Source organism: Synechococcus sp. JA-3-3Ab (assembly GCF_000013205.1).
In the GTDB taxonomy this organism is placed as follows: Bacteria; Cyanobacteriota; Cyanobacteriia; order Thermostichales; family Thermostichaceae; genus Thermostichus.
In genome coordinates this window covers 2,621,505-2,643,239 of the sequence record NC_007775.1, presented here as the reverse complement: position 1 = coordinate 2,643,239, position 21,735 = coordinate 2,621,505, and the positions used below count along the sequence as shown (strand labels likewise).

19 protein-coding genes and 2 pseudogenes are annotated in these 21,735 nt (G+C 58.1%); 12 read left to right on the top strand and 9 right to left on the bottom strand.

The window, feature by feature from the left end:
* The first annotated feature begins 54 nt into the window (after positions 1–54).
* A complete protein-coding gene (gene recN, locus CYA_RS12290) occupies positions 55–1,761 on the top strand; it encodes a DNA repair protein RecN (protein ID WP_011431410.1) in 1,707 nt (568 codons plus the stop codon).
* A 26-nt stretch (positions 1,762–1,787) separates the two neighbouring features.
* On the opposite strand, the gene CYA_RS12285 is transcribed toward recN, so the two are convergent.
* Together CYA_RS12285 and CYA_RS12280 are read right to left on the bottom strand one after the other, a co-directional pair.
* A complete protein-coding gene (locus tag CYA_RS12285; protein ID WP_011431409.1) occupies positions 1,788–2,495 on the bottom strand; it encodes an ABC transporter ATP-binding protein in 708 nt (235 codons plus the stop codon).
* Positions 2,492–3,334, bottom strand: coding sequence for an ABC transporter ATP-binding protein (locus CYA_RS12280; RefSeq protein ID WP_228375354.1), 843 nt, complete (start codon positions 3,332–3,334; stop codon positions 2,492–2,494). Before CYA_RS12280 ends, CYA_RS12285 begins: the two co-directional genes overlap by 4 nt.
* A 203-nt stretch (positions 3,335–3,537) precedes the next feature.
* Here CYA_RS12280 and CYA_RS12275 point away from each other — a divergent pair, with 203 nt between their 5' ends.
* The 4 genes from CYA_RS12275 to CYA_RS12260 all read left to right on the top strand — a co-directional run bounded on the left by CYA_RS12275 (position 3,538) and on the right by CYA_RS12260 (position 8,130).
* Complete coding sequence (locus tag CYA_RS12275) at positions 3,538–4,791, top strand: ABC transporter substrate-binding protein (protein WP_011431407.1); 1,254 nt, start codon at positions 3,538–3,540, stop codon at positions 4,789–4,791.
* Positions 4,792–4,938: 147 nt separating this feature from the next.
* Complete coding sequence (locus CYA_RS12270) at positions 4,939–6,069, top strand: quinone-dependent dihydroorotate dehydrogenase (RefSeq protein ID WP_011431406.1); 1,131 nt, start codon at positions 4,939–4,941, stop codon at positions 6,067–6,069.
* A gap of 12 nt (positions 6,070–6,081) precedes the next feature.
* Positions 6,082–6,969, top strand: coding sequence for a photosystem I biogenesis protein BtpA (gene btpA / locus CYA_RS12265; protein ID WP_011431405.1), 888 nt, complete (start codon positions 6,082–6,084; stop codon positions 6,967–6,969).
* A 138-nt stretch (positions 6,970–7,107) separates the two neighbouring features.
* Positions 7,108–8,130 (top strand): diguanylate cyclase, encoded by a 1,023-nt coding sequence (locus CYA_RS12260; RefSeq protein WP_228375353.1) that lies wholly within the window; start codon positions 7,108–7,110, stop codon positions 8,128–8,130.
* 287 nt (positions 8,131–8,417) lie between these two features.
* Here CYA_RS12260 and CYA_RS12255 read toward each other — a convergent pair whose 3' ends face one another.
* Together CYA_RS12255 and mutL are read right to left on the bottom strand one after the other, a co-directional pair.
* Positions 8,418–9,275, bottom strand: a complete 858-nt coding sequence (locus CYA_RS12255; protein WP_011431403.1) for a vitamin K epoxide reductase family protein — start codon at positions 9,273–9,275, stop codon at positions 8,418–8,420.
* Between the two features lie 28 nt (positions 9,276–9,303).
* Positions 9,304–11,055, bottom strand: a complete 1,752-nt coding sequence (gene mutL / locus CYA_RS12250) for a DNA mismatch repair endonuclease MutL (RefSeq protein ID WP_011431402.1) — start codon at positions 11,053–11,055, stop codon at positions 9,304–9,306.
* 326 nt (positions 11,056–11,381) lie between these two features.
* Between mutL and CYA_RS12245 the strand changes: the two genes are divergently transcribed.
* Entirely contained in the window at positions 11,382–12,044 is a 663-nt protein-coding gene (locus CYA_RS12245; protein ID WP_011431401.1) for a DUF3386 domain-containing protein, read from the top strand.
* Between the two features lie 114 nt (positions 12,045–12,158).
* Here CYA_RS12245 and CYA_RS14890 read toward each other — a convergent pair.
* Positions 12,159–12,275: pseudogene (locus tag CYA_RS14890) on the bottom strand (IS630 family transposase); the annotation flags it as partial.
* Positions 12,276–12,286: 11 nt separating this feature from the next.
* On the opposite strand from CYA_RS14890, the gene CYA_RS12240 reads away from it, so the two are divergent.
* Both CYA_RS12240 and CYA_RS14260 read left to right on the top strand, forming a co-directional pair.
* Complete coding sequence (locus CYA_RS12240; RefSeq protein ID WP_011431400.1) at positions 12,287–13,063, top strand: SAM-dependent methyltransferase; 777 nt, start codon at positions 12,287–12,289, stop codon at positions 13,061–13,063.
* The gene (locus tag CYA_RS14260) at positions 13,063–13,395 is read left to right on the top strand and encodes a cupin domain-containing protein (protein ID WP_011433845.1); all 333 of its coding nucleotides are present in this window, start codon (positions 13,063–13,065) and stop codon (positions 13,393–13,395) included. Before CYA_RS12240 ends, CYA_RS14260 begins: the two co-directional genes overlap by 1 nt.
* On the opposite strand, the gene CYA_RS12235 is transcribed toward CYA_RS14260, so the two are convergent.
* Positions 13,392–14,279, bottom strand: coding sequence for a TVP38/TMEM64 family protein (locus CYA_RS12235; RefSeq protein ID WP_228375352.1), 888 nt, complete (start codon positions 14,277–14,279; stop codon positions 13,392–13,394). The two genes, CYA_RS14260 and CYA_RS12235, sit on opposite strands and share 4 nt — an antisense overlap.
* Before the next feature lie 133 nt (positions 14,280–14,412).
* Here CYA_RS12235 and CYA_RS12230 point away from each other — a divergent pair, with 133 nt between their 5' ends.
* Complete coding sequence (locus CYA_RS12230) at positions 14,413–15,087, top strand: Fe2+-dependent dioxygenase (protein ID WP_011431398.1); 675 nt, start codon at positions 14,413–14,415, stop codon at positions 15,085–15,087.
* Here the strand turns inward: CYA_RS12230 and CYA_RS12225 are convergent.
* From CYA_RS12225 to CYA_RS12215, 3 genes and pseudogenes are all read right to left on the bottom strand, one after another.
* A pseudogene (locus CYA_RS12225) lies at positions 15,084–16,028 on the bottom strand (di-heme oxidoredictase family protein); the annotation flags it as partial. The gene CYA_RS12230 and the pseudogene CYA_RS12225 overlap by 4 nt on opposite strands.
* Before the next feature lie 211 nt (positions 16,029–16,239).
* On the bottom strand, positions 16,240–16,731 hold the full coding sequence (locus CYA_RS12220; RefSeq protein ID WP_041438617.1) for a di-heme oxidoredictase family protein: 492 nt from the start codon (positions 16,729–16,731) through the stop codon (positions 16,240–16,242).
* Between the two features lie 45 nt (positions 16,732–16,776).
* Entirely contained in the window at positions 16,777–18,009 is a 1,233-nt protein-coding gene (locus CYA_RS12215) for an imelysin family protein (protein WP_011431396.1), read from the bottom strand.
* Between the two features lie 390 nt (positions 18,010–18,399).
* Between CYA_RS12215 and CYA_RS12205 the strand changes: the two genes are divergently transcribed.
* From CYA_RS12205 to CYA_RS15770, 3 genes are read left to right on the top strand one after another with little or no spacing between them, the layout of a single operon-like run.
* The gene (locus tag CYA_RS12205) at positions 18,400–19,434 is read left to right on the top strand and encodes a chlorophyll a/b binding light-harvesting protein (RefSeq protein WP_011431394.1); all 1,035 of its coding nucleotides are present in this window, start codon (positions 18,400–18,402) and stop codon (positions 19,432–19,434) included.
* A 56-nt stretch (positions 19,435–19,490) separates the two neighbouring features.
* On the top strand, positions 19,491–20,000 hold the full coding sequence (gene fldA / locus CYA_RS12200) for a flavodoxin FldA (protein WP_011431393.1): 510 nt from the start codon (positions 19,491–19,493) through the stop codon (positions 19,998–20,000).
* Between the two features lie 48 nt (positions 20,001–20,048).
* Complete coding sequence (locus tag CYA_RS15770; protein WP_011431392.1) at positions 20,049–21,629, top strand: chlorophyll a/b binding light-harvesting protein; 1,581 nt, start codon at positions 20,049–20,051, stop codon at positions 21,627–21,629.
* Positions 21,630–21,735: the final 106 nt, after the last annotated feature.

Here is a 21,735-nt window from a genome sequence, read left to right as displayed (position 1 = left end):
CCGCCTAAGTCGGCAGGTGGGCTAACCTAAGACAGGAAGGCCAACGGGATCCCTATGTTGCGCCTGTTGCGGATCGAGAACTTCGCCCTGATCGAGTACTTGGAGATTCCCTTTCGGGCGGGGCTGAACGTGCTCACCGGAGAAACAGGGGCGGGCAAATCTATCATTCTCGATGCCCTCGATGCCGCGCTCGGGGGACCGGCTCGCGCTCTGCGCAGCGGCAGCGATCGGGGCTTGGTGGAAGCCATTTTCCAGCCTACGGCCGCGCTGGAGGCCTGGCTAGAGCAAGAGCAAATTGAACCTTTGGAAGAAGGCCTGGTCTGCAGCCGCGAGCTGGTGATGCGCAACGGCAAGCTCAGCAGCCGCCTGCGAGTCAATGGGGTGCTCGTGAACAAGGCTCAGATGCTCAGCCTGCGCTCCCAACTGGTGGAGATCACCGCCCAGGGCCAGACAAGCCAACTCCAGTCTCCCCAAACCCAGCGCCGCTGGCTGGATGCCTTTGGCGGCGAAAAGCTGCTGCGCCTGCGTTCAGAGGTGGCAGCTTGCTACCAAACCTGGAGCCAGCTCAAAGCAGAGATAGCCTCCCGCCAGCAAAACCAACACCTGCGGCTGCAGCGGCTAGATCTCCTAGAGTTGCAAGCCCAAGAACTGGCTGCCCTGCGCCTGGAGGATCCTGACGAGCTGACCAAATTGGAGCGGGAGCGGGAGCGCCTGGCCCACCGCGTGGAACTGCAGCAGCAGAGTTATGCCGCTCACCAACTGCTCTACCAAAATGACAGCGGCTCGCCGGCCATTGCCGATCTCCTGGCCCAAGCCGAGCGTCTGCTGCAGAGCATGGCCCAGCGGGATCCCGACCTAACTCCCCTAGTCGAGATGGTCAGCAGCGCCCTCGTTCAGGTGGAGGAGGCGGGGCGGGAGCTGCTGCGCTACGGCGAGACCCTGGAGGCGGATCCCAGTCGGCTAAGCAAAATTGAACGGCGCCTAGCCCAACTGCGACAGGCCTGCCGCAAATACGGCCCCACCCTGGCCGAGGTGATGGCCCACGCGGAGCGGCTCAAGGCAGAGCTGGCCCAACTGCGGGACGAGAGCACCGACTTGGAGGAACTAGAGGCGCGGCTAGACCAGGCAGCCCAGGAGCTGGAGCGCCACTGCCAGATGCTCTCGCATCTGCGGCAGCAGGTGGCCCACCAACTGGAAAAGGCTCTCGTGGAGGAGCTTGGGCCCCTGGGGATGAGCGGTGTGCAGTTCCAGGTGCAGATCCAAGCCGGATCCCCCACCGCCGAAGGGGTGGATCAGGTGAGCTTTTGGTTTAGCCCCAACCCCGGCGAGCCCCTGCAGCCGCTGGCCGACATTGCCTCCGGCGGCGAGATGAGCCGTTTTCTGCTGGCCTTAAAAGCGGTGTTCAGCCGCGTCGATCCGGTGGCTACTCTGGTCTTCGACGAGATCGACGTTGGCGTATCCGGCAAGGTAGCGCAGGCCATCGCCGCCAAACTGCACCAGATTGCCCGTAGCCACCAAGTTCTCTGCGTTACCCACCAGCCCCTGGTTGCCGCCCTAGCCGATCACCACCTGCGGGTTTACAAAGTGGTGCAAGAAGGGCGAACCTGCGTGCGGGTGGATTCGCTGAGAGAAGGGGAGCGCCGGGAAGAATTGGCCCAACTGGCTGCCGGCCACTCCGCCCAGGAGGCAATGGGCTTTGTGGAAGCCCTTCTCAAGCAGGCAGCCCAACTGCGCCAACTGCAACTGGCCGGCTCTGCTTAGCTCCCCTCTCCCCGAGGGTGAGGGCCTCAGCCGCCCAAAAATAGCTCCAACACCTCGGGGTTGTGCAATAGGTTGGGGCCGGTATCCTCAAAGCGGTTTTCTCCCATGGAGAGGACGTAGCCCCAGTCCGCTATAGCCAAGGCCTGCTTGGCATTTTGCTCGACCATTAGGATGCTGACGCCGCGGCGGTTGATCTCCTGCAGGAGGGCAAAGGTCTGCTCGACATACAGCGGCGACAGGCCGGCTGTCGGCTCGTCCAACACCAACAGCTGCGGCTCCGCCATCAGCGCCCGCCCCATGGCCAGCATCTGCCGTTGCCCGCCGGAGAGGGATCCCGCCGCTTGCTTTCGCTTCTCCTTCAGGGGCGGAAACAGCTCGTAAACCCGCTCCAGTTGGGCAGTGTAGTCGTCGCGCCGGATAAAGGCTCCCATCTCCAGGTTTTCCTCGACGGTGAGGGAGGGAAAGACATTGTTGGTCTGAGGCACAAAGCCGATCCCCCGCCGCACCAGTTGCTCGGCAGCAAGATGCGTGATGTCAGAACCTTGGAACAGCACTCGGCCCGAGCGGACGGTGGCCAATCCAAAAAGAGACTTGAGCACTGTCGATTTGCCCGCCCCGTTGGGGCCGATGATCACTACAATTTGGCCTGGAGTGACCTTGAGGCGGATCCCTTTGAGGATGTCCACGCCGCGGTAGCCACTGTAGAGATCTTGAATCTCGAGCAAGGGGGTCATGGCGGGGATCCCTCCGGCGAGAGGGTGGAGGCCGGTTCCGAGCTGAGGGCATCTGCTAAAGCGATGGATCCCAAATAGGCCTCCCGCACGGCAGGGTTTTGCCGAATTTCCTGCATGGATCCTTGGGTTAACACCCTTCCCCCCGCCATGACCACCACGTGGTGGCAAAGGCGGGTCACCAGATCCAGGTCGTGTTCAATGATGCAGAAGGTGCAGCCGCGCTCGCGGTTAAGGTACTCGATAAAGCGGATTAGGTCTGCCAGCAAAGTGCGGTTGACCCCAGCCCCCGGCTCGTCCAAGAGGATGACCCGCGCGTCCGCCATTAGGGTGCGTCCCAGTTCCAGCAGCTTCTTTTGCCCGCCCGAAAGGTTGACTGCCAGTTGATCCCGCAGGTGGATGAGGTTGAGCCGTTCCAAAACTTCTCCAGCCCGAGCCTGAAGCTGGCGCTCCTGCCGCTGCACCCGCCGCCAGCGAAACCAGGCGTTGAACAGGTTTTCCCCCGCCTGCTTAGGAGGAACGACCATCAAGTTTTCTAGAACGGTCATGCGGCCAAACTCCCGCGGGATCTGGAAGGTGCGCACCAGCCCACGTTGAAACAACTGGTGGGGAGGCAAGCCGGTGACATCTTCTCCATCTAGCCAGATGCGGCCGCTGCTGGGTCGAATAAACCCGGCAATGATGTTGAAAAGAGTTGTCTTCCCCGCCCCGTTGGGGCCAATCAAGCCCGTGATCCGGCCAGCTTCGATGCGGAAGGAACAGCGATCCAGGGCATTGACGCCGCCAAACTGTTTGGAGATGTTGTCGATAACGATCACGCTGCTGCTCTGGGAAAACTCCATTACCTGATGACTTTGCCATTCTATGAACTTTCATCGTAGGATAATGAGCCTTACTTAACCAAACTCGAGAATAGGTTTGCCAGGAAGCTGCTCCCCGGGGGTTGGGCCAACTCTAGAGGGGAACTCTCCGAGGTGAGCCAACGTCCGCTTCTATACAACTTTTGGGAATCGCAGTTTTATTCTCTCATTGGAGGTTCTTGGCTATGTCTCCCATGCACAAACTGACTCGGCGGGCCTTCGCAACGGCGGCGGCCCTGACGGCGGCGGCACTGGTCACCACCCTGCTGCCGAGCACAGCTCAGCAAGCAGCCCAAACCCCGATCAAAATAGGAGCGCTGCTGTCCTTGACGGGCGACCTGCAGGCCTATGGGGAAAACTGCCTCAAGGGCATCAAGCTGGCTCTGGATCAGATTAACGCCGCTGGCGGCGTCCTCGGATCCCCAATCCAAGTGGTGGAGGCGGATGACCAAACCTCAGCCCAGCCGGCTATCGATGCTGCCCAGCGGCTGGTGAACGTGGAGAAGGTGGCCGCCATTGTTGGCGCCCTGGGCAGCGGCATCACCATCCCGGTGGCCACGACAGTAACGGTTCCCAGCAAGATTCCGCAAATTTCGCCAGCTTCCACCGCTCCCACCATCACCACCCTGGACGACAATGGTTTCTTGTTCCGCACCGTTCCCTCCGATGCCTTCCAAGGGGTAGCCCTGGCGCAAATTACCCGCGAAGAAAACCTGGAGCGCCTGGCCATCATCTACATCAATAACGACTACGGCAAGGGGCTGGCCGACAGCTTCAAGGCCGCCTTTGAAAAGCGGGGCGGCACCATTACCAAGTCGGTTCCCTACGAACCCGGCCAAGCCTCCTACCGCGGCGAGCTGGATCAGCTCAAGGAAGGGGATCCCCAGGCGCTGGTGCTGATCGGGTATCCCGAAAACGGCGCGATCATCCTGCGGCAGGCTTTGGAAGGGGGGCTATTTGACCGCTTTGTCTTCACAGATGGCATGCGCTCTCCCGATCTGGCCACCCAGGTGGGGGCGGACAAGCTAGAGGGATCCATCGGCACCTCGCCCCAGGCTCTGACCGACAGCAAAGCCTACCAAATCTTTGCTGAAGCCTACAAAGCTGCCTACGGGGAGCTGCCCCCCACCCCCTACATCGACACGGCCTACGATGCCGCTTTTGTCTTGGCTCTGGCCATTCAAAAGGCCGGCAGCGCCGACGGCACCGCCATCCGCGATGCTCTGCGGCAAGTGGCCAATCCCCCCGGCACCGAGATCCTGCCAGGAGAGTGGGCCAAGGCAGTGGAGCTACTCAAGAAAGGGGAGGACATTGACTACACTGGCGCTTCCGGCTCGCTGAACTTCGACGAGAACGGAGACGTGGCCGGAACCTTTGCCCACTGGACCTTCAAGGGCGGGCAGATCGTCGACTTGAAAGTGTTTGAGCCGGAAGGCTAAGAGTCTTTAGGCCGGTGGTGCTCGGCTTGGCCGGGCCAGTTCCCGCCTAAGCTCAAAAGCGGGGGCCTGCAGAGGAGACTTTTGCAGGCCCCTGTTTTTTGGGGAAGATCAACAAGAGGGGTGACAGCTTGGGAGCGAGTCTTTGCTGTGAACCTGTACCGAGATGTGCTGCGGCCCTTGATTTTTTCGGGCCTGAGGGCTGACCCGGAAACGGTTAAGGTGGGGCTCTTGCGCGCCTTGGAGTGGCTGGACGCCACCCAGGCCACCGGGATCCTGGCTCTTTTGGAGCGCCTGTTCTGCTATCGGGATCCGCGGCTGGAAGTACGGCTCTGGGGCCTCACCTTCCCCAATCCCATTGGCCTGGCCGCAGGCTTTGACAAGGATGGCCTAGCTGTGGGCGTCTGGCCCAGTTTGGGCTTTGGCTTTGTGGAGGTGGGCACCGTCACTCCTGGGCCTCAGCCGGGCAACCCCAAGCCGCGCCTGTTCCAGTTGCCCCAGGATCGGGCTGCTCTCAACCACATGGGCTTCAACAACCAGGGGGCGGCAGCTCTGGCCGAACGGCTGCGCCGGCTGCGCCAACGTCCCATTCCCATCGGCATCAACCTGGGCAAAGGGAAGGCCACCCCCCTGGAGGAGGCGGCGGCTGACTACCTGGCCAGCTTTCGTCTGTTGCGGGAGCTGGGAGACTATTTTGTGGTCAACGTCAGCTCCCCCAACACAGCGGGATTGCGATCCCTGCAGGCTGCCGAGCAGTTGGCGCCCATCCTGGCGACGTTGCAGGGGGAAAATCGCGGACAGAAGCCCCTTTTGGTGAAGATTGCCCCTGACCTAGATTGGCCAGAAATTGACGCCATCCTGGAGCTGGCCCAAGCCTACAGACTGGCGGGGCTTGTAGCCACCAACACTACCCTGCGCCGCGACAACCTGAAAACCCGCTTCCTGCCAGGGCTGGGGCCCCTCGCCGCGGCAGCCGGCGGCATCAGCGGCGCCCCCCTGCGGCAGCGCTCCACCCAGGTGATCCGCTACATTCACCAGGCCACTCAGGGGCAATTGCCGATTATTGGAGTGGGGGGCATCTTCACCCTGGCCGATGCCATGGAGAAACTGGAGGCCGGGGCCAGCCTGCTCCAGGTCTATACAGGCTGGGTCTATGAAGGGCCAAGCCTAGTTCCCCGCCTGTTGCGCGGCCTGGCCGCTGCCAGGAATCCCGCCCCTTCCTCCCCGGAGAGAATGCCGACAGGGATCCAATCCGGGCGTAAGATTGTTATGGATCCCTGAGGGAACTTGCCGGTGACTCTGCTGCAACATCTTTTCAAAACCCCCCATCCGGTTATTGGGGTGGTTCATCTGTTGCCGCTGCCCACCTCGCCCCGTTGGGGAGGGGACTTGGAGTGGGTGATCGCGCAGGCAGAACAGGCCGCTACCGCCCTGGCGGCAGGAGGCGTGGACGGGATCCTCGTCGAGAACTTTTACGATGCCCCCTTTGCCAAGGAGCGGGTGGATGCGGCGGTGGTGAGCGCCATGACCGTGGTGGTGCAGCGGATCAAGATGCTGGTTTCCCTGCCCATCGGGATCAACGTCTTGCGCAACGATGGCTACAGCGCCCTAGCCATTGCCGCCTGTGTGGGGGCCCAGTTTATCCGGGTCAATGTCCTCTGCGGGGCGATGGTGACCGACCAGGGCATCATCGAGGGAAATGCCCACCGCCTGCTGCGCTACCGCCGCGAGCTGGGGGCCGACATCAAGATCTTTGCCGATGTGCTGGTGAAGCACGCCCAGCCCCTGAGTCCCATCAGCCTGGAGGCGGCCATCGCCGACACGGTGGAGCGCGGCCTGGCCGATGCCATCGTTCTCTCTGGCTGGGCCACCGGAAAGCCGCCTCTTCTGAAAGATCTGAAGCTGGCCCGCCAAGTCGCCCCTCAGGTACCTCTGTTGATTGGCTCAGGAGCCACCGCCGAAAACATCGGCAACCTCATCCGCCACGCGGATGGCGTGATTGTGGCCAGTTCTTTGAAACGGCCGGCCCGTTCCGCCGGCATGCCAGCGGGCTATGCGGATCCCTTTCCCCTCATCGACCCAATCCGGGTGCGACAGTTTGTGGAAGCGTTGCACCTTGGCCTGGGCGAACGGCCCACCAATCCGGCTTGCCTGGCCACTCCCAGCTCTAGCTGCAGCTAGCCTTTGGGGATAGGATCGGCATTATTCACCGTATCAGAGCTTTCTAGCTTTCTTTTGATGTTGTCAGCTGAACTCGAAGGCTGGGGGTCTTCCTCCAGCCTGCCTTCTGCTCGCGTTGGCGGGGCGGAGTCCTTGCCCTTGGAGGAAGTTTCGTGGAGCCAGGTGCCGGCTCAGGTTCCCTGCATTTGGGTCATCGACGATGACCCGGTGAACCGTCGTTACATCGGCGAAGTCCTCAAAAGCTCCAACTACCGGGTGGAAAGCTGGGAAAGCGGCCAGTTGGCCTGGGAGCACCTGCAGACCCTGGATGAAAGCGAATGGCCGGATTTGATCATCTGCGACTGGGTCATGCCGGGTTTGTCTGGAGTGGAGTTGTGTCGCCGTCTAAAAAACTTGCCCGCCGGACAGTTCATCTATTTCATCTTGCTCACCGCCCGCTCCGAAGTTGAGGATCGGGTGCAGGGACTGGATGCAGGGGCAGATGAGTTTATCGCCAAGCCGATCGATCCTGAGGAGCTGCGGGCACGGGTGCGGGCGGGGCTGCGCCTGCAGCGGCTTACCCAAGCTTTGGCTCAGGCCAACCGGCAACTGCGGGCCCGCAACGAGCTGTTGGAGTCTCTGTCTTTGACGGATCCCTTGACCGGTGCCTTGAACCGCCGCGCCCTCGACCAGGCGTTGCCACATTTGCTCAAACAGGTGGGGCCGCGTGAGCAAGCCCGCTATCGCTATCTCTGCCTGCTGATGATGGATGTGGATTACTTCAAGCAGGTTAACGACACCTACGGCCACTATATCGGCGACTGCGTGTTGCAGGCCATCGTTGGGCGGCTGCACAATCAACTGCGCCCCTCCAGCCTGCTCTACCGCTACGGCGGCGAAGAATTTGTCTGCGTCACCCCTGGGCTCAACCCCGCCCGCTGCCACCGCTACGCCGAGTCTCTGCGCCGGGCCATCGCCAGCCGGCCAATTGAGGTTGCGCCCCAGCGCAGCCTGCCTGTCACCATCAGCATTGGCGGGATCGTCCTCAGCGAAGATGGCCCCCTAGCACCTGAGGCCGCTCTCCAGAAGGCAGATGAGGCCCTCTACCAGGCCAAGCAGGCGGGGCGCAACCGCGTACATCTTTTCTTGCCACCGCCGCCGGAGCATGACTCTAGTCAATAATAAGCTCAACTATACTGAAAATAATGTATAATATGTTCAGTACGGATTACTACCAGTTGATCTTTCTGTTTACTTTCGAGTCTGCCAACATGGTAGCCAAAGCAAAGCAGAAAATTGGTAGTAAGACGACACGGAAACTGCGCTTTGGGTATTCTACTCAAAGCTCTGCGGGATACCGCCATTCTGTTTGGACTCCGTCCCGCTAACGCGAATGGAAACAAGCAGAATGCTATCGCTGCATAGTTGAACAGTGATGTTCAGCAGTGTTCAGCGTAAATGTATCAGAACTACTGTCCTTCGCCGGGCTCAAAGGAGTAGCCAGAAGCTGCCGCCAAGGCTTCCAGCGAGCGCAGCCCCACGTAGGTGCGGCCGTTGATAATCCAGGTGGGATAGCTGGTGATCCCCGCTTCTGTGCATTCTTGGGCTTGGGGCGTACCGGGGCCGTTGGGGGAGCATTCCACGTAGGGCACCTGTTCAAAAGCCGACCCAAACAGCTCCTTCTGCTCCTGACAATGGGGGCACCAATAGGCCCCGTACATGGTGCCGCCGATCTGCCGCAGGTGGGCCGCCAACCCTGCCGCCAGGGGGCTGGGTGGGGGAACTTGGTTGGCATACACCCCAATGGTGGCCACCAAGGTGAGAAAGCTTACGAGAATATAGCTGAAGGCCAGCTTGCCCCAATCCAGCCAGCGGTGGCCCAGCAGGGTTACCGCCCACAGCCCCGCCACCAAGACTATGGCGGTGGTGCAATACAGACAAAACTGCCGCAGCACCGCCACCATCAGGTAAAGCATGTACATCTCGAAGGCGGTCATGGCGGAAACCAGGCCAAACAGGGCCGGCCAGCGCCACCGCTTCACCAGCGGGATGCCATCCGGCAAAACCGCCAAGGCCAAAACGGCCAGAAACCCCAGTAGGCCAACTGTTGCCGTCGGGATCCCCAAAAACTCTGCCCAACGGCTGGAGAGCACCAGGTCACACCCCCCATCTCCTGTGCAGAAAGCGGCAGGTTGATCGGTCAGCTTGGTGTAGGTAAGGTAGGCCGTCAACAGGGATCCCAAGCCCGCCAAGGTTGCCAAGATCGGGCGAGCATGGCGCTGTAGCCAGGTCTCTTCTTGGGCTTTGAGTTTGAGATAAGAGGCCATGGGGGGTTCAGCAGTTGGACACCCCCGATTATAGTGGGGCGGAGCGGGTCTCGTCCTTGGGATCCGGCGCAGAAGCGCTGCTCGAGCGCCGCACTTGGGCAGCAAACCTATCCCCCAGCGGCTCCAGCTCCCACCAGGATCCCAGCTTGGGGTCAGAGATGGGCCGGTCGCAGATCCCCCAGCGGCGACGAAAGTAGCGGGCCAGATCTTTTTCGGCCAGAGCCAGATACACTGGCCGGCCATGGGGACAGGTGTGGGGATTGGCGGTGCGCTGCCAGGCTTCCAGCAACTGTTGCATCTGCTCCAGGGTCAGGGGGATCCCGTTGCGCAGGGCGCCACGACAGGCCACCGCCACCTGGGCCGCTTCCAGGTCAGCGCAGCGGCTCAATTCTCGGAGGGATCCCTGCACCTCCTCCGGATCTTCCGACCACAAGGCCAGCGGCAGGCGGCGCATCAGATAGGTGTTGGGGCCAAAAGGCTCCGGCTCCAGGCCCAACTGCTCCAACTGCTCCACCGCTTGGGAGGATAATCCCTCCAGCATGACCGGCATCTGCAGCTCCACCGGCTGCCAATGCCGTTGGATGTACTCGTAGCGCACCCGCTCGTGGGCCAGGTGCTGTTCCACCAGCCACAGCCCCTGAGGGTGCTCCGCCAGGATGTAGGTGCGGTAGAGCTGGGCTAGGGCCTTTAGAGGAGGTAGGGGGGTAGACGGCTGGCCAGAGGGAGCTGGATCTGGGCTTTTGGGACTTGAGGTAACCCTGTAGACCGACTTGGCCTCGCTAGCCCGGATGAGATGCAGCGAGCGGCGGCTGGCTTGCTCCGATCCCGATTGCAGAAGAGCGTGCAAGTGCTGGCGCAATTGCTCCTGTCGGATCTCCGGATCCTGTAGATAGAGCTCACTCTTAGCAGGATGGCGATTCCAGTCCACCTGCTCAGGTGGCAAGCGCAGATGCACCACCACCAGCGGGTAGCGGTGGCGAGGCAAGGTGTGCTGAAAGACTGACTGGATCAGCCGTTGCCACTCCGGCATCTGCACAAAGCGCCCGTTGACGGCCACGCGGATCCAATCGGGGCGGGGGCGATGCAGGCGATCCGGCAGGCCCAGCACCACTTCCCAATCGCTATCCCCCTCCTGGATCCGCTGATAGCGCAGATCCGAAAGATCCACCTGCGGCAACACTTGTAGCAGCAGATCTTGCAGAGACTGGCCTGGCCACAGGCTGAGCAACAGTTGCCCCTCCTGGCGCACCTGCCAACTGACCCAAGGATGGGCCAAGGCCGCATTCTGCACCAGCGTCAAGAGCGGGCGAGTCTGGGGCAGGGAGCAGCGGCGCAAGGGCCAATCGGCAAACAAATCCGCCACCGTCACCACCGTTCCCAAGGCAGTGGCTGCCGGCTGCTGGTGGGCCAGCTCCCCTTGGCGGTCGTAGGTGGCCAGCCAGCCGTGGGCATCGTCAGCGTGGCGGGTCTGAATGGTCAGGGATCCCAGCCGGGCCAGGCTGTGCAAGGCTTCGCCCCGAAACCCCAGGCTGCAACCGTCCAACTTGCTGGTGGTGTGGCGACGGGCCACCTGCTCCAGCTCCGAAGCGGGGATCCCTTGGCCGTTATCGGCCACCCGCACCTGCCAGCGGCTGGGCCAGATCTCCACCTGAATGCGGGTGGCCTGAGCATCGAGGGCATTTTCCAGCAATTCTCGCAGAGCAGCCCCCAGCGAGTCGATCACCTCTCCCGCGGCCATCTGGGCGATCCGCTCTGGGTTCAGGGGTTGGATTTTGGACATGGAGTGAGTTGAGAAAGCAGACTCTCTTCCTGCCAGCTTGTCGCCAAAAGGCCAACAGCGCCGAGCTTTAGCTTAGCTCTCTCCCTCTGTTGCCAGTGGACAGCGCCTTGCCAATGGTTTTCATTAACTTCAAGGCTCCCCTCAGGCCAAGTGAAGGATTGAGGTTCCGCCTTCCTGCCCATCGGTAACCGCCAAGAACTTCGAGAAACTTCGAGAACAAGAGAGCTGAGCGGGTGGCCAGTCATAAGGAAACCTTAAAATCCCAAGGCCAGCCATCAGCCTCTACTAGGATTTAAATAGTAAAACTTCTCATTAAGGAGGAGATTATGGCAGCACAGCAAGCTCCGGCCCGAGAGCTATTCAAGGAGGCTTTTGAGAATCGCTACACCTGGGACAAAGACTTTCCTGGCTACCGAGCTGAGATAACCTACTTTCCCAAAGAAGGTGACAGCAGCCTCTCCTTCTCAGGAGTTGTGAGTATTGACCGCAACATGAAGATCGATGTTGCCGGCGTCGAGGACGAGGAGATCCGCCAGAAAATACGGGAACAGATGTGGGAAGTCATGGTGCATCGCGTTCGTCATTCCTTCGACGAGGAACACGGTGGCCACACCTTTGCCTATGGAGAGCCACAAAATTCAGACATCACTGAAGTTCTTGTTTCGGGCTTATCTTCTACCGATAGGTACTGGGTTCAGGGCAAGCACATTCAAATGGTACATCGCCATCTTGCCAATCGGACAATTACAGTCTCAGTTCAAGAGTTTTACGATACAGGTGAGGGCTACCTACCCACTCACTACACTGCTGAGTATTGTAGCCCAGGAACTGGAGAAAAAACTCAAGCAAAGATGATCTACGAAGATCGTTATCAAAAAATAGGTCGGTATTGGATTCTGGTTGAGAGAAGAATTTGGGAAGAGCAGGATGGCCAAAAAAGTTCATCCCCTCAACTTTTCCTCTTCTCTAATATTCGATTTTTCGAATAGCTGAGAAAAATAAGTTTTTCTTTGCGGCTGTGGGCATCTCTCATTATAGAAGGTGATGAGGTGCTCACAGCCAAGCTCAAAACAGATGGCCACAGGGTACAGCCTGTTAAGGGCTCAAGGGGTACAATAGCAGCACTTAGCAAACCAACTTCGGAAGGAGGATGGATTGATCAGTAGTAAAGAAGTCTTCACTATCTGCTCCATGCTATATTTCCCAATTTTGCAAAGCTTTGGAGTTACCTATGTCTAAGCTGGACTTAAAAAATGCACCTGGACACCAGGTACTGGCTGCGGCAGGTAAAAAGGCACTTCGACCGGGGGGCTTTGGCGCTACCGAACGGCTCTTCAAGTTTGCCGAGTTCCGTCGAGGAGAAACTGTGCTGGAACTTGCCTCAGGCCTTGGCTACACGGCTATTCGATTGGCAAAGCGCTATGGCATACATGTTACCGGCATTGAGAAAAATCCAGATAACATTGCTCGCACTCGCGCTAATGTTTCTGCAGCAGGGCTAGCCGGCCAAGTTGAGATCCTCGAGGGCGATATCTTTCACCTAGATCAAATCGATCAGAAATTTGACTATGTCTTGGCGGAAGCTATTTTAACAATGCAGTCCGATGCAGGAAAATCTAAGATTTTGTCAGGGATTTACAATTGCCTCAAGCCAGGGGGTAAGTTCCTCAGCCATGAGCTGCGAGTTGAGGGATCCAACAGCGACGCTATCCGCAAGGAGTTATCCTCCGTAATCCATGTCAATGCCAATCCTTTATCTACTGACAGCTGGCTTGCAACTGTTCAGCAAGCAAATCTTACGGTTGTCCAGTATGCCACCGGCCCCTTAACTTTGCTCAATCCCGTTGCTATTGCTACAGAGGAAGGATTGCCGACGCTCTTAACTATGGTGTGGAATGTGCTTACACGTCCTGTAATCCGGCAGCGGATCTTATCTATGAAGCAAATCTTTAGCCGATATCGAAATAACCTAGGCTACATCATACTGATTGCCAAGAAGGAGGCTTAATGATGTCTCTTGTCTCCCCTGAGTCACCTTTTTTGCAGCTCAAAGATCACATTGCTTATTCTGTGGAAGGAGTTCTCAGCAAGATCATTTGGAAAAGTGAAGTCTGCCAACATACTCTTTTCTGTATGGCGGGAGGCACAAGTATTTCCGAGCATACCTCCACAAGGGACGCTACTCTCCACGTCATTGAAGGAACTGGAGTCTTAACCCTTGCAGGTGAGAAGATCTCTCTATCTCCGGGCATATTTGTCTTAATTTCGGCAAATGTTCCCCATGAGTTAGAAGCCACTGCTGACCTTGCTTTTGTTCTGACTTTATCAAAGGCAAGTTAAGAACGCCGCCTTTTACTCAGCCAGCCGCTTAACATCGCCAAAGCAAACATTCCCAGCAAAGCAAAGCCCAGCAGCCACCTTCCCTGCTCTAGGATCCCTGCCCCCAGAGCCACTACTGGGGGTGTAGAGACGGCAATGCCCAAAGCTAGGGCGAGAAGAAAGTTCTGCCATTTTATTTGGGTTAGGCCGGCGGCGTAGGCGACAAAGTCGAATAGGCCCGTCATTAAAAAACCAGCTGTAAGAAAAATATTGTTTTCCAGATAGTTAGCTGAAAGGGCATCGACTTTGTACATCCATTGTCGCCCAACTACTCGCTGTACTAGGTCTCTACCAAACTTTCTGGCTAGGTAGAAGTTAAGTGTACAAGAGATAAAATCAGCAATTGCAATGTAAAGGATTCCCGATCCAAATCCAAAGAGGGCTCCTGCCAAGATGGAGTAAAGGGTGCTGGGTATGGCAGGAATAATAATACTCAGGGAGCGTAATCCAATCAGGGCAAGGGGTGCCCAGGGGCCTAGTTTTGCTATAAATTCTCGAGTTGCCTCTGGATCTAAGCGACGGGCCAGCAAGATGGCAGCTAACAGGACAACAAGCAACAACAGCAGTGAGAGGATGTCTTTCCTTTTTCTGGAATTGATTTTGCTGCTAGAGGACAAATCCTCTGAGGGGGTAGGGGACGATCCTACTGACTCGCCATCTGCTGACTTGTCAAAGGTAGTGCCGGGCGGATAATAGAGTTCATCCTTCAGGATCCAACCTGTTTTCTGTTGCAGATAGGCATGTGTGCTCAAGCCCAGACGCTTTGCCTCGGTGGCAACAGCCTTGTAGTCTAAGCCCAATAGCTCGCAGAGCTCTTTTTGTCGAATACCAGAAGGTGGCTGCATAGGGCAAAAGATCTCTACTTTCTCTGCTAGATGCTTAAGGTTTCCGAGGGATGCTCGAAGTAGGCATGATTTTCATAAGGCTTGTTTTGCTAGTGTAGAAGGTGTCATGTATTTTGCTTTTTAGAGGTTGATAATGATCTTGTGTATTGGCGATGTTCTTAGTTTAGCAGAATTGCAACAGATTCTGTCCCTCATAGCCGATGCTGAATTTGTGGATGGTGCTCTGACGGCAGGCTGGAATGCCAGGCTTGTCAAAAACAATAGGCAAATGCCAAAGGGATCCCTTCAGCAACGGAAGATAGAGGAGATTATCTTGGCAGCTCTAGAGCGTAATTTGTTGTTCCAGATGGCTGCCCGGCCCAAGCTCATTCATTCCATTTTAATTAGCTGCTACGAAGCGGGAATGTCCTATGGCACTCATACCGACGATGCGCTGATGCTCGATCGGCATCAGCTGATGCGCACGGATATTTCCTTTACGCTATTTCTAAGTGCCCCTGAAGACTATGATGGCGGTGAGCTGAAGATCGAGAGTAGCGAGGGGGAGCAAGCCTACAAGCTGCCGGCGGGTGCTTTGATCCTCTATCCTGCTTCCACCTTGCACCGAGTTGAGCCTGTAACCCGTGGGATCCGCTATGCTGCCGTCAGTTGGGTTCAAAGCCTAATTAGGGATCCGCAAGAACGCGAGATCCTCTTTGATTTACAGACTGTGCGGCAGCAGATGTTTCAGGAATCGGGCAAGACACGCCACTTTGATTTGATCTCCAAAGTTTACGCGAACCTGCTGCGGAAATGGGCAGAGCTCTAGAGGGATCGAAGAAAATAGAGCAGGGCTTCTCTGTCTTCAGCAGCCATATTTTTAAAGATCTCGCGGGAGCGTTCAGCTTCTCCCCCATGCCAGAGAATGGCCTCCTCGAGGCTGCGGGCGCGGCCATCGTGCAAATAGCCGGAGGAGGGCAGAACTGTCTGCGACAAGCCGATGCCCCACAAAGGGGGGGTGCGCCATTCTCGGCCCGTGGCCTCGAAGTCAGCGCGGCCATCTGCTAGTCCTTCGCCCATGTCATGCAACAGCAAATCGGTGTAGGGGTGGATGACTTGGTTGGCCAGGGCAGGGATCTCATGAATGCCGGTTTGTAGCTCTGGTCGGTGACACTTGGCGCATTGGGCTTGGACGAAGAGCTTTTCCCCTCGCTGAACTTGGGGATCCTGCCAAAGGGCGCGGCCAGGCACGGCCAGGGTTTGCACGTAAACGGTTGTCGCTTGGAGAGTGGCCTCGTCGATATCTTGGCTGCCATCCGCGGCCGGAAAAAGAGGATTCGTGACACCCATGTCGTTGGCGTAGGCGGCCGCAGTTTGTTGCCTGAGGTTGGGGGTATTGGCTTTCCAACCAAACCGTCCCAGCACCAGACGCTGCTGCTCTTGATCCCAAACCAAGTTGGGGCGGCCAGAGATGCCATCCCCATCGGCGTCGTCAGGATCGGCTGCTGCCAGGATCCTAGAAGCGGGAACGGCCTCCAGTAGGCCCGCTCCAAACACCGGCTGGGGGATCCGCAGGGAGATGAGGACAGGATCGATGGGCGATCCCTCCAGAGTTAGCAGCTTCACAACAGGGGAACGAAGCCTGTAGGGGATTCCATCGGCGTACTGTCCGGCCTGTTCCACCCACTGCAACTCCACCTTGGCCTCTGGCCGATAGCCCCGAACGGCCTTTTCTTGAACTTGCGTGCCGATGCCGGGCACAGGAAGGGTATTGCTGTAAGGAGCATGCCTCTAACCCCCAAAACCCTGAACTTTGCTGAATTTACTGAGCTTTAGGCGGTTTGGCAAAAGTCATTGAGAGGGATATAGTAGACCAAGTTTCCCCCTGATCCTTGAGTCCACCGCAACGGTTGCCGGGAAGTGAAGGGGGAAAGCGCTCGGGGGGTATTCCTCAGGGCTTTGCGGGATACCGCCTTCCTGCTCAGAGATAGGCAGGATGCGATCGCTTCTTTCCTGAACCATGTTCAGGAGAGTTCAGCGTGAATGTATCAGCAATGGCTTCCCATCCAGAGGGTTTGGGAGCAGCAACCGTATCCACCTGAGAGAGGCTAGCTTGGCTGACCCTAACCACCCGCTGTCCTTTCTCAGATTGACCACGGCCATTTTTGACATGGCAGCCGGCACAAGAGTTGTTGTTGAACAAAGGCCCCAAGCCGGGGTTAACGGGTGCTGGAGCCGTTACGAAGCTGGCCTCAAAGGCAATGTCCCCCAGAGCATGCAGCCTGGCCCAGCGGGGATCCAAGTTGGGAGCCGGCTGCTCGTAGGCTGTTGAGGTGCGGTTCCAAAGGGTTGTTTCGCCACCCGCTCGAGGGGGCAATGGCTGGGATCCCTCTGGGGCAGCGGGGAAAGCCAGAAAGCTCGCCGCCCAAAGAGAGGCCAATCCCAGCATGAAAATCTGGAGAAGACGACGCATCGGCTATCAAAATATCGGCAACTCAGCTCTTTTGGGACTTTCTTACTACTGCAGGAGCGGCACAACTTCCTGAGCAAAGCTGTCGAAAGCGTCTTCAATTTTTTCCATAGCGGCAGTAATAGATCCACGGGCATTGGCATCGCAAAGGCTTTTTTCGATAGGGGCAGGGATCCCCTGGAGAGCCGCCGCCGCTGCTTGTAACTCCGACTGAATTTGACTATCCAAATTGGGATTGATGTCCCGGACAAATTGGCTCAGGCCACGACCTTTTCTATCTCTAAATCCGCCCAAGTAAGCATACTGAACGCTGCGCACATTGGCCTGGAACTCCGGCAGCGAATGGTGGGCAAAGCGACTTTCCAGCAGAAAAGGATTTTGCTGGGCGAAGGCTTCGCCAATTTTGACCTTGCCCAGCTCGTCCAACATGCCGAGAATACCTTGGGCTATTTCTTCAGCAGCAGCTTGCAGCGTGAGATAACTCTTGCTGCCCTCGCCGGCTTTTACCCATTCTTCGCGAAAAGCAGGCAGCCCTTGCACTCCCTCTGTCCAGCTTTTGAGCAGCTTTGCCGCCGTATCCGCCAAAACTGGGCCAAGGGCAGCCAAGTACTCCCGATCCCGCTCGGTAAAGTCTTGCAAAGACTTGTTGTTATCCACGCCAAAGAGCAAGAAGGCCACGGCATGAAATCCCTTTTGCCCGCTTTCCAACTCGGCCACGGTCTCTGGAGTGAGGGGATCGCCGCTGTTGAGAACTTCCAGCACCTCCACCTCGTTCAGGGGCCATTCGTCCAAATCCGCATCCAGCCCCAAATAAGCCGCCGGCCCAAAGGCAAAAGCCTCGCTCTCCTCCCAAGTGATGCGGGCAACAGACCAAGCCTGGCGAGCCGCTTGCAAAGTCTGGGCATTGGGATCTTGCACGAAGGCCTGGATGGCCTGAGACAGGGCCTGGGTATCGGCGACCAACTGCTCATAGGCAGGGATCACCACCTGATCGGCAAAGTCGAGCAAAATCTGCCGATCCTGAAACCGCTGCTCAGGAGAGAGCACAACGGCTGGCCGGCCAGAGCCTGCCCCTTCTTCCCCACCCTCGCCGCCGCCATCCACCGGGATAGGCCGACACTCCGGGTTCATTTGAGCTGCCTGCTGAGGCGAAGCCTGGCTCAGGGCCGGTGGATCCCCGCCGCCCGCAGCCGAGGGATCCTTTTGGGTTTCCCCGCAAGCGGCCCCGCTGACCAGAACATAAAGCCCTATCCCCGTCCACAGCTTCAGATACCTCGACATCTCCTCCGACTCCTTTGCCCTCGACTTGGCCAACTTTGGCTTGATTGTAATCCAGCTATTGCGACTCAATCTTAAGAAGGGAGAGATTTTTATCACCGGCTGCCACCGGATCGCCCGGCTCGTCCCTCTGCGGGCCAGCTTCCATCTGCAGCTTCCCCAGGTGGGGCTATGGGCGGATACAAGTCCGACTCTTAACAAAACTTAACTCTAAAGACATTGATATTTGTTTGCAAGAAGCCTAGAGTAGGTCACAGCTCGCTGTTGAGATTTACTCTCAACAGTTGGTTACGTGTCTCGAAAGGATGTGTCCGTGCGGCCAGAGGCGGGCCTGGGGCAAGGTCTCTGGCCTTTTCCTAGAAAAGCTTGTTTAGAAACGCAAAAGGAGCGGAGATGACAGCGACGACACTCAAGCAAGAAGGGGGATCTAGCTCGCAACAACAGATCCCGTGGTGGGCGGGCAACGCCCGTTTGACCGATCTTTCTGGCCGGCTGCTGGGGGCGCATGTGGCCCATGCCGGGCTGATCGTTCTCTGGGCAGGGGCGATGACCCTGATCGAGTTGGCCAAGTTTGACCCCAGCCGACCGATGTATGAGCAGGGGCTGATTCTCTTGCCCCACCTGGCCAGCTTGGGGCTGGGGGTGGGATCCGGCGGGGAAGTCCTGGATACGGATATCTACTTTGCGGTGGGAGCAATCCACCTCATCAGCTCTGCCTTTTTGGGGTTTGGCGGCATTTTTCATGCCCTGCGCGGGCCGGCGGTGCTGGATCCCAAAGCCTTTCCCCTGTTTAGCTACGACTGGCAAGACAAAAACAAGATGACCACCATCCTAGGGATCCACCTGGTGCTGCTGGGATTGGGAGCCTGGCTTTTGGTGCTCAAGGCAGTGGTGTTTGGCGGCTTGTTCGACCCGGTGGCAGGAGAGGTGCGCCTGGTGTCTCCCAACTGGAACCCCTTTGGCCACCTGTTGGGCATAGAAGGGCGCCACTGGATCGCCGGGGTGGACACTTTAGAAGACGTGGTGGGCGGCCACCTCTGGCTGGGCTTGCTCCTGGTGGCAGGTGGGGTTTGGCATATCGCGACCAAGCCTTTTGCCTGGGCAGAACGGATTTTTATCTGGTCTGGGGAAGCTTATCTTTCCTACAGCTTGGGAGCTTTGGCCTTGATGGGATTTATTGCCGCCTATTTCGTTGCCGTTAACCCAGTGGTCTATCCCGAAGTTTTCTATGGGCCGCTGCTGCAGGTGGGCTTGGATCGCTATCCCTTCTTTGAGCAAGGGGGAGCTCTCACATCTAGGGTTTGGCTGGCCAATGCCCATTTTTGGCTGGCCTTTTTCTTCCTTCAGGGCCACCTGTTCCATGCCCTGAAAGCGCGAGGGTTCAATTTCCGTACCGGCAGAGTAGAACTTGCAGCGCAGCAGGCCTAACGGCAATCTAGCCATCTGATTTTGAGCTTTGCACTTGCAGTTTCGAGGTAGGAGCAATGGCAAAAGTAGGTCTATTTTTCGGCACTCAAACCGGAAATACCGAGAGAGCCGCTGAGATGATCCAAAAAGAGCTGGGCGAAGACAATGTAGATTTGATCAACATTGCCGAGGCCACGGTTGAGGACTTTGATAGGTACGACTACTTAATCATCGGCTGTCCAACTTGGAATATCGGGGAGCTGCAGGCCGATTGGAATGGGTTTTTCCCCTATTTGGATGAAATCGATTTTTCCGGTAAGACGGTAGCCTATTTTGGAGTTGGGGATCAGTTGGGCTATCCCGACAACTTTCAAGATGCCATGGGGATCCTGGCCCAAAAAATTGCCGAGCGCGGCGGAAAAAACGTCGGCTTCTGGCCTACAGAAGGCTACGAGTTCAATGAGTCCAAGGGAGTGGTTAACGGCGAGTTTGTCGGCCTTGCTCTGGATGAAGACAATCAGCCGGAGCTGACGGAAAAACGAATTAAAGAGTGGACGGCCAAACTCAAAACACTCTTCAATCTGTAATCTCAAACTCGGCTTCTTAGCTTGTTGTGGATACTGTGGGAGTTTGTCATGACTGGCGCAGTTCTATCTTCATCGCCTACCTCTGCTGAGGGATCCCCTCAGGTGAGCTGGCTGGCGGGCAATGCTCGCTTGGTGAATCTGTCCGGAAAGCTGCTGGGGGCCCACGTGGCCCATGCGGGGTTGATCATGCTGTGGGCCGGCGGCATGACTTTGTTTGAGGTGGCCCACTGGGATCCGGCTCAGCCCATGGGCAGCCAGGGGCTGATCTTGCTGCCCCATTTGGCCACGTTGGGCATCGGCGTGAATGCAGAGGGGGTGGCCACGGATCCCTATCCCTTTTTTGTGGTGGGCGTTCTGCACCTGATTGCCTCGGCGGTGCTGGGGGCAGGAGGGATCTTCCACGCCCTTTTGGGGCCGGAGGTGCTGGCCAAGGGAGAAACCTTTGCCGAGTTTTTCGGCTACGACTGGGAAGACGACGACAAGATGACCACCATCCTGGGGATCCACCTGCTGCTGCTGGGGCTGGGGGCCTGGTTGCTGGTGGCCAAAGCGCTCTTCTGGGGAGGGCTGTACGATGCTCAACTGGGCCGCGTGCGCGTAGTTACGGATCCCACCCTCAATCCGCTGCGGATCTTTGCCTACCTGACGCCGCTCATGGGCCAGCAGGGCATGGCCGCCGTGAACAATCTGGAAGATCTGGTGGGAGGGCACATCTATGTCGGCCTGCTCTGTGTGCTGGGGGGATGGTGGCACATAGCCACACGGCCCTTTGCCTGGGCCAAGCAGGTGCTGATCTACTCGGGCGAAGCCTACCTCTCCTACAGCCTGGGGGCCCTGGCCTACATGGGCATCTTGGCGGCCTATTTTGTCAGCGTCAACGAGATCGCCTATCCGGTGGCTTTCTACGGGCCGCTGGGGCTGGCTGCCGACGAGATGGGTGTGGTGAGCAGCCGCACCTGGTTGGCCACAGCCCACTTTGTCTTGGGGATCCTGTTTTTGGCGGGGCACATCTGGCATGCCATCCGGGCGCGGGCGGCAGCCAGCGGCTTTGACTTCCAGCACGGGGGCTGGGTGCGAGCCACAGATCCGCAGGTGGGCAACTTGGACACGCCGGTAAACCGGGGCGATCTCACCCTGCTGCTGCTGCAAAACCTGCCCATCTACCGGGAGGGCCTCTCTCCTTTTTTGCGCGGCTTGGAGATCGGCATGGCTCATGGGTACTTCCTGGTGGGGCCGTTTTACAAGTTGAGTCCGCTGCGGAATTCGGAGCAGGCCCTGACGGCAGGGACGCTGGCGACCATCGGCCTGGTGCTGATCCTGACGGTTTGTCTCTCCATTTACGGACGGGTGTCCTTTCCTCGCTCGCGGCTGGTGGCAGTGGTCAATACCCCCTACGGCGAGGTGGCCTATCCGACGCCGGGCGTGCAACTGATGGCCGAATCGCAGGGATCCCCTCAGCCGGTGCGCGTGCCGGCAGGCTCTGAGGATTTGCCGGAAAACTTGCGCACCCGCGCCGGTTGGAGCCAGTTGGCCGGAGGGTTTCTGGTGGGCGGCGTTGGCGGTGCCCTGTTTGCCTACATGCTCCTGGGCAGCGGCGATGTGGTAGCCCAGATTTTGCCGGGGCTGTAAAGGAGGGTTGAGGCTTCTCAAAGCAGGGAGGGGAGATCCTCATCCCCTCCTCTCTGTCGAGATCTGGCTCTACCTTTTGCCTGCCGGCTTCTGGATCCGATAACCC